Here is a 7,177-nt window from a genome sequence, read left to right on the forward strand (position 1 = left end):
TATGTGGTTTATTTCCGCTTTGAACAATCCGAGATTTTCCAACCGAATCGTTAATCCGGCCGCGGCCTGATGCCCGCCGTAATGGTCCAGCAGTTCGCCGCAGCGCGCCAATGCGTGCACGATGTCAAAACCCGCGACGGAACGCGCGGAGCCTTTGGCAAGCCCCGCGGCGGCATCCATAACCAATACGATTGCCGGCTTATGATACTTCTCGGCGATTTTGGCCGCGACGATTCCGACAACTCCGACATTCCAGCCGTCGCTTGCCACGATCAGGACATGTTGCGTGGAAATTTCCGTTTCTTTTAATTGCGCAAGCGCTTCCTCCGTAATCGCTTCGACTGTTTCCTGGCGATATCTGTTTAGGCGATCCAGTTCGCGCGCAAATTGTTCCGCCGTTTGTTCGTTGTCCGCCGTTAACAGCTTGACCGCCGGAATGGCGCTGTCCATGCGTCCTCCCGCGTTGATTCTGGGCGATAAGGCATAAGCAATTTGCAAAGAGGTGATGTTCGCGGGATGGATGCCCGCGATCGCAAGCAATGCCCGAATGCCGGGAGAGCAATCCGTGCGCATCGCTTTGATCCCCTTTTTAACGATCAAGCGGTTTTCATTAAGCAGCGGCATCAAATCAGCGACTGTGCCGATCGCCGCAAGTTCATAATATGTATCAGGAACCGTTTCCAGGAGCGCCTGCGCCAACTTCAAGGCAACGCCGACCCCGGCAAGCTGCTTGAACGGATAACGGTCGCCCGGCTTTTTGGGGTTGATCAATGCATAGGCATCCGGCAAAACATCCGGCGGTTCGTGATGATCCGTGACAATGACTTCGATGCCTAACCGGGCGGCGTAATCAATTTCCGCGACCGCGCTGATGCCGGTATCCACCGTAACGATTAACGTTACTCCCGCTTTTTGGGCCGTCTCGAGCGCTTGCATATTCAGCCCGTATCCTTCTTTATTGCGGTTCGGTATATAATAATCGAAATTCGCCGCCAGCCGTTCGAACAAGCGAATCATTAGCGCCGTACTGCTGACGCCGTCGGCATCATAATCCCCATATACCCAAACTTTTTCCCGCGATTCCATGGCCCGCCTGATTCTTTGCACTGCTTTCCCCATGCCATCAAGCAAAAAAGGATCATAAACCTGATCCTCATCCGCAAATAAAAAATGTTTGGCTTCAGCCGCATCGGTGAAGCCTCTCGCAGCAAGCAGTCTGGCGGTCAAGAGGGGAATTCCGAGCTCGGATGCGAGCTTTTCCCCAATTTCCCGCTTTGTCTCGCGAACGACCATATTGATATTGTTCCGAAGCACAGTTTTCCTCCCGCGGTACATTAATGCAGTATTGTCGGCTGGTCATCATGCCATGTGTCGAACGGGGTCTTATACGGGTAGCCCGTATCGTACGGATTGATATGCACAAACACATCAGATATGCGATGAAATCGCGACATCAAATGATGCTTGACCAATTTCGCGATATCGTTTGCTTCCGAGACGGTAATGCGCGGATTGACGCTGATTTTGACATCCACGATGATAAATCCGCCGTGTTCGCAAGCGTGCAATTCATCCACCCGAATGACGCCGGGGGTATTGGCCGCGGCTTCCCGCAATTCCCCGGAATCTTCCGAACGCAAAACATGATCCAAAGTTTGCTGAATGGATTCGGTTACAAGCCGATAGCCGCTGCGGAAAATCAACAGCGAAATAAACACGCCTGCAGCCGGATCCAGTATATACATCCACGGCGCGTCCAGCCATTGGCCTAACAGCGCTCCGCTGATGCCGACAAGCGCCGCCAACGAAGCGTAAACATCGGCGCGATGTTCCATGGCCAAAAGCCGATAACGGTTGGGCGCCAGTTTGCCAAATCGGTATTTGTACTGATACGTTGCTTCTTTCAGCGCTATTGCCACAATGATAACGGTTAACGCAAAGCCTTGCGGCGGACTTGTGATTCCGGTTGCCATCGCCTTGGCTGAATGGATGGCGATCTCGGCGCCGGAAATCATCATAAGCACGGATACCAAAATGGCCGACACCGTTTCGGCTTTTCCGCGATTCAGCGTCCATTCTTTGTGCGAATGCGCATGCGCATCTTTCTTTTCCAACCATACTGCCAACGAGCAAACGGCATCAGCGGCAGAATGCGCCGCGTCTGCCAATAGAGCTCTGCTTCCCGACCCTAACCCCGCTACTCCTTTAAAAACTGCCAGCCCCAAATTCCCGACAATACCGACCCATATCCCCCATTGTATCTTCGCCAGTCGATGGTTTGTCAAAGGCTACACTCCTTAAGGAATTACGATTTTGCGGAAACGGCGCGTTTTCTGGCTTCCAAACTGCCGAGCTTTAGCGAAGCCCAAATCGGGCTGGCGATAAAAATAGACGAATAAGCGCCGCTCACAAGGCCGACGATCATAGCGAGCGAGAACAGGCGAATCGCGGGGCTGCCGAATGCAAACAGGCAAATTGCCGCAACGAGAACCGTAATGACGGTATTGATGGAACGCGTCATCGTCTGCCGTACACTCTTGTTGACTACTTCGGCGATGTCTCTGTACGATTTCAATTTGGCAAAACGCAAGTTTTCGCGGACGCGGTCATAAATGACGATCGTATCGTTAATCGAGTAGCCGATAATCGTCAAAACCGCGGCGATAAACGGCAAATTCACTTCCAAATGAAAGATGGAGAAAAAGCTTATGACGATAAACGCATCGTGGATCAACGCGATAATTCCGCCCAGCGCAAAGCGCCACTCAAAACGGATAATGATATAGGCAAAGATCAGCCCGCATGCCAATAATACGGCATAAATTGCGTTTCGCGCCAATTCCCGGGCCATCTCCACATCAACTGTGCTCTCTTCATATGTGACCTGATCGCCGAACTTCTCCTTAAACTTGGCAATGACCGCTTGCGTTTCGGTATCTTTCAGCACGCGGTCAAAGCGCGCCGTCACGCGCTCGTTATTGCCGCCCATGGTCAAAACCGACGCGGTCACGCCGGCCTCTTTAAGTAAACTCTCGGCCTGTTGTTTGTCAAACGCTTTGCCTGTTGTGATATCCAATGTCGTGCCGGATTTGAAATCGACGCCGTAGTTCAAATTAAACACCAAAAGCGAAATAATCCCCAGCACGGTAATGACGATGGAAATCGTAAAAAATGTTTTGCGATGCTTCATAAAATCAAATTTTTTTATTTTTTCATAGCTCACTGATTTCCGCCTCCTTGACGCCGTAATATCCGAACTTGCTGGCAATATTGGAACGCACGAACAGATTCAATAAGAATCGGGACAAGAAGACGTTAGTCGCAATACTCAGGACAATGCTCAAAATCAACGTGATGGCAAACCCTTTAATGGCGCCGGTGCCAATAAGCAAAAGTGCGATGCCGGCGAAAATCGTCGTCAAATTGGCGTCCATGATCGTCCGAAACGATTGACGCGAGCCCGCGACAAGCGAAGAATTGAGCGTTTTGCCGCTCCGTATCTCTTCTTTGATGCGCTCGTAGGTGATAATGTTCGCGTCCACCGCCATCCCGATACCGAGCACAAAAGCCGCGATACCCGGCAGCGTCAACGTGGCGTTCATCAAATAAAATACCAGGAGCAGCGCCCAGGTGTAAATGATGAGCGTTATGCATGCGATAACCCCGGGAATACGGTAAAACAGCAGCATAAACAGCAAAATCAGGACAGAGCCCAACAGGCCCGCTTCAACTGTTTTTTGCAGCGACAATTGTCCCAGCGTAGCGCCGACGCTCTGGATATATTTCTCGGTCAGTTTGACCGGCAGCGCCCCCAGGTTGATCGTATCGGCAAGATTCTTCGCTTCTTTATAGGTGAAATTCCCCTCGATCATAACGTCCGTGCTGTTAATCGGACCGTTATTCACAGCCGGATTCGATACCAGCTCATCGTCCAAATAGATGCCGAGCGTATTGTTGGGCGGACCTTTGTCCCAGGCGCGTTTTGTCACTTCATAAAATTTTTGCTTGTCCCGCAATTTTATCGTTACGTACGGCTGATTCGCCTGGTTGTATTCAACCTTGGCTCCGCCTTCAACGAAATCTTTACCGGTCAGTTCTACTTTCCCGTCGGATGAACGAATCTGCAGCACCGCGGGCTTTTTCAAGATTTCGCGGACGGTTTCGGGATCCGTTACACCGGCAATCCGCACGCGAATGCGATTTTTTCCCTCCGGGGTAATTTCCGGCTCCTCTACGCCGGATTGGTTTACCCTGTGCTCAATATTTCTGGCTGCCTGGCGCAGTACGTCCTTGGTAATGGTCTGTCCTGGCTCAATCGGTTCGGCATTGTACAAAATCTCAAACCCGCCTTTTAAATCCAGCCCCAAACGCAAATTTTTGACCAGATCCGGGGTAGTAAAGCCGATAACGCCAAAGGATACGACGACCACAAGCAAAAATGCCAAGAGTCTTTTTACGTCCATCCTGCCTTTCTCCCTTCCATACTCAATATTCCCATTATACCCACGGCAAAAATCCGAGTCAATTTGACAGAACCGGCAGCAACCAGCAACAAACCGGCAGCAAACCGACAGCAAAAAGCCGCCTCCCTGGGCGGCGAACAAAATTCAGAGGGGCAATCCTTTATATGCGTTCAATGTCATCCTGTTCATAAAGTGGGTAACTTTTAAGGCCAATATGTCGTTCACCAACCGGTGCAGCGGCGGAAAACCGTCCTTGTAGTCCGCGTTGACGCAATCCCAAATATCTTTGCCGGTAATATTTTCATACCCTAAGAGCGCAAATTCTTCCGCTTTCGAATGGCATAATTGTTCCACCATTTTCGTTAAATCGTCATCATTTATTTCCATCTGCATGGAATCCCCCATCGATAATCCCCCCGGCGTTTGCAATAATCCGTTTCAAGTTAATATGATTCGCTTCCGTGACGAAAAATCCTGCCGGAAGCCAAAACATGTCCGTAAAGAAAGGCATGATTCCGCCTTCGCGGCGCATATCCATATAGAGATGCAGGGATTGTCCGAAGAAAAGGAAGAGGATGCAATTGGGCAAACAAAGTTTCATCCAGGGCACGCTTATCCTTCTCGCTGCGGGAATCATCAATCGCCTCCTCGGATTTGTGCCGAGAATCATTCTTCCAAGACTGATCGGATCCGAGGGCGTTGGGCTTTATCAAATGGGCTATCCGCTCATGATTGTGATTTTGACCGTCATTGCCGGCGGCATTCCGCTTGCCGTCGCCAAACTGGTGGCCGAAGCGGAGTCGCGCGGCAACGAAACGGAAATCCGCGCGGTTTTGCGTACGGCGCTCCTTTTGTCAGTCGGCGCCGGCGCCATTTTTACGATATTATGCCTGCTTGGCGCCGGGTGGATCGCGGCAACGCTGTTTACCGACGAGCGGGTCGTTTACACGTTTCTTGCGATGTGCCCGATCATCCTGTTTGTCGGCGTCTCGTCTGTTTTGCGCGGCTATTTTCAAGGCAGGCAAAATATGATCCCGACCGCCGCTTCCTCCATCGCGGAGACGCTCGTGCGCATTGTTGCCGTGCTTATGATCGCCTATGTGCTTTTGCCGTACGGCATCCAATACGCGGCGGCCGGGGCGATGGCGGGCGTCACGCTCGGCGAGTTATGCGGCATGTTGGTGATTTACGCGCAATACCGGAAATATAAGCGTGCGCTCGCGCAACCACAAATCGCCAATTTCCGCAACAGCCGCGGCAACATATTGCCGCGCTTGCTTTCGCTCAGTATTCCCGTTACCGGCAGCAAACTGGTCGGGTCCGGGTCCTATTTTCTCGAGTCGATATGGATCGTGCAAGCGCTGGCCGCAGCGGGCATTGCCACCGCAACCGCCACTTCCCAGTATGGCGCGCTGCAGGGCATGGTAATTCCGATTTTGCTTTTGCCTAACGCGCTTACTTACTCGCTTTCCGTTTCGCTTGTGCCGTCGCTTTCGGAAGCGGCCGCGCGAAATGACCGGGCAACCATCAACCGGCGCTTGCAGCAATCGATCCGCCTTGCGCTGGTCAGCGGCGCGCCTTTTGCCGTGGTCATGTTCGTTCTGGCCAACCCGTTATGCCGGGCTTTGTATAACGACGCGCAGGTTGGCGACATGCTGAAAATGATGGCGCCGATCGCGCTGTTCATCTACTTCCAGGGCCCTTTGCAAGCCGCGCTGCAAGCGCTCGACCGCCCCGGTGCGGCGTTGTTCAACACATTCATCGGCGCCTGCGTAAAGCTTACGCTCATTTCCTTGCTCGCCAGCAATCCGGCATTCGGCATCATCGGGGCGATCATCGCCATCAATGCCAACATCGTGCTGGTAACTTTGCTGCATTGGCGCAGCATAGCCAAATTGTTGAAAATATCTTTAAACATCGCGGAGTTTGCGAAAGTTGGCTTTGTGATGTTTGCCATGGGGGTAGTTTGCGGAGCCGTCATGCATGCGGTGTGGACGGAAAATGAGCATGCCCGACTATTTGCCTCTGTAGGTTGCGGGATGTTTGCATATTTGTGGTTGATCGCACGATGCAAACTGATCGGCAAAGAGGATGTGCGGCGAATCCCGCTGATCGGGAAGTGGGCCGTTAAATTTACCCGCTAATGGTTCAACAATGTAAAAAAGCGCCCGCGATAATCGATGGTCGCCATGTAAACGGTGCGAATATCTTTGATGCCTCTTACTTGCAGCTGATTTTTCAGCCAAAATCTGGTTTGCCCGATTTCGCGGAGCTCGGCTTCCCGAACTTCTCCGTGCAGGATAAGCGGCAGCGGCAAGCGCACCAGACGAAATCCGGCAACAGGCGGTTTGCCCATTACGTTTTGTTCCGCTTCAGGAACAGACGCATAACCTAGAACGAGCATGACGAAAACGACGGCCCATGCATTCATTGCTCTGCCTCCTTCAAGCGATGGGGGAAGTAAGATCCGCCGGGCTTTAAGAGTAGTGTAGCCGGCCGCCTTGATCGGCATGCGGCCAGCTCAGGCATGATTTGCTGGCAGCTACTGCAGCAATTTCCGTCAAAGCAGGAACAACAGGATATACACGGTCGAGATCACCAGCGACACGAGCGTTATCGGCCCGCCTATTTTCAGATAATCGAGATAACTGAACCCTTTGCCCTCCCGCGCCGCCATTCCGGCGACGATCACATTTGCCGAAGCGCCGATCAGC

Annotated in this window: 7 protein-coding genes; 1 reads left to right on the plus strand and 6 read right to left on the minus strand. The window is 52.2% G+C overall.

Annotated features, from left to right (window positions below; all coding sequences use genetic code 11):
- The 5 genes from recJ to VF260_03840 form a co-directional block, all read right to left on the minus strand.
- A partial coding sequence (gene recJ, locus VF260_03820) for a single-stranded-DNA-specific exonuclease RecJ (GenBank protein HEX7056314.1) occupies window positions 1-1,314 on the minus strand: 1,314 nt, incomplete at its 3' end.
- A 20-nt stretch (window positions 1,315-1,334) separates the two neighbouring features.
- Window positions 1,335-2,285, minus strand: coding sequence for a cation diffusion facilitator family transporter (locus tag VF260_03825; protein ID HEX7056315.1), 951 nt, complete (start codon window positions 2,283-2,285; stop codon window positions 1,335-1,337).
- Window positions 2,286-2,305: 20 nt separating this feature from the next.
- On the minus strand, window positions 2,306-3,223 hold the full coding sequence (gene secF, locus VF260_03830) for a protein translocase subunit SecF (protein HEX7056316.1): 918 nt from the start codon (window positions 3,221-3,223) through the stop codon (window positions 2,306-2,308).
- A complete protein-coding gene (secD, locus tag VF260_03835) occupies window positions 3,213-4,463 on the minus strand; it encodes a protein translocase subunit SecD (GenBank protein HEX7056317.1) in 1,251 nt (416 codons plus the stop codon). The genes secF and secD overlap by 11 nt, the downstream gene beginning before the upstream one ends.
- Window positions 4,464-4,607: 144 nt before the next feature.
- Window positions 4,608-4,868: a post-transcriptional regulator gene (locus tag VF260_03840; GenBank protein HEX7056318.1), complete on the minus strand. Its 261-nt coding sequence runs from the start codon at window positions 4,866-4,868 to the stop codon at window positions 4,608-4,610.
- A 176-nt stretch (window positions 4,869-5,044) separates the two neighbouring features.
- Here VF260_03840 and spoVB point away from each other — a divergent pair, with 176 nt between their 5' ends.
- Entirely contained in the window at window positions 5,045-6,607 is a 1,563-nt protein-coding gene (gene spoVB, locus VF260_03845; GenBank protein ID HEX7056319.1) for a stage V sporulation protein B, read from the plus strand.
- Here the strand turns inward: spoVB and VF260_03850 are convergent.
- Window positions 6,604-6,894 (minus strand): YetF domain-containing protein, encoded by a 291-nt coding sequence (locus VF260_03850; protein HEX7056320.1) that lies wholly within the window; start codon window positions 6,892-6,894, stop codon window positions 6,604-6,606. The genes spoVB and VF260_03850 overlap by 4 nt on opposite strands.
- Window positions 6,895-7,177 lie beyond the last annotated feature (283 nt).

Source organism: Bacilli bacterium (assembly GCA_036381315.1).
Lineage (GTDB): Bacteria > Bacillota > Bacilli > Paenibacillales > KCTC-25726 > DASVDB01.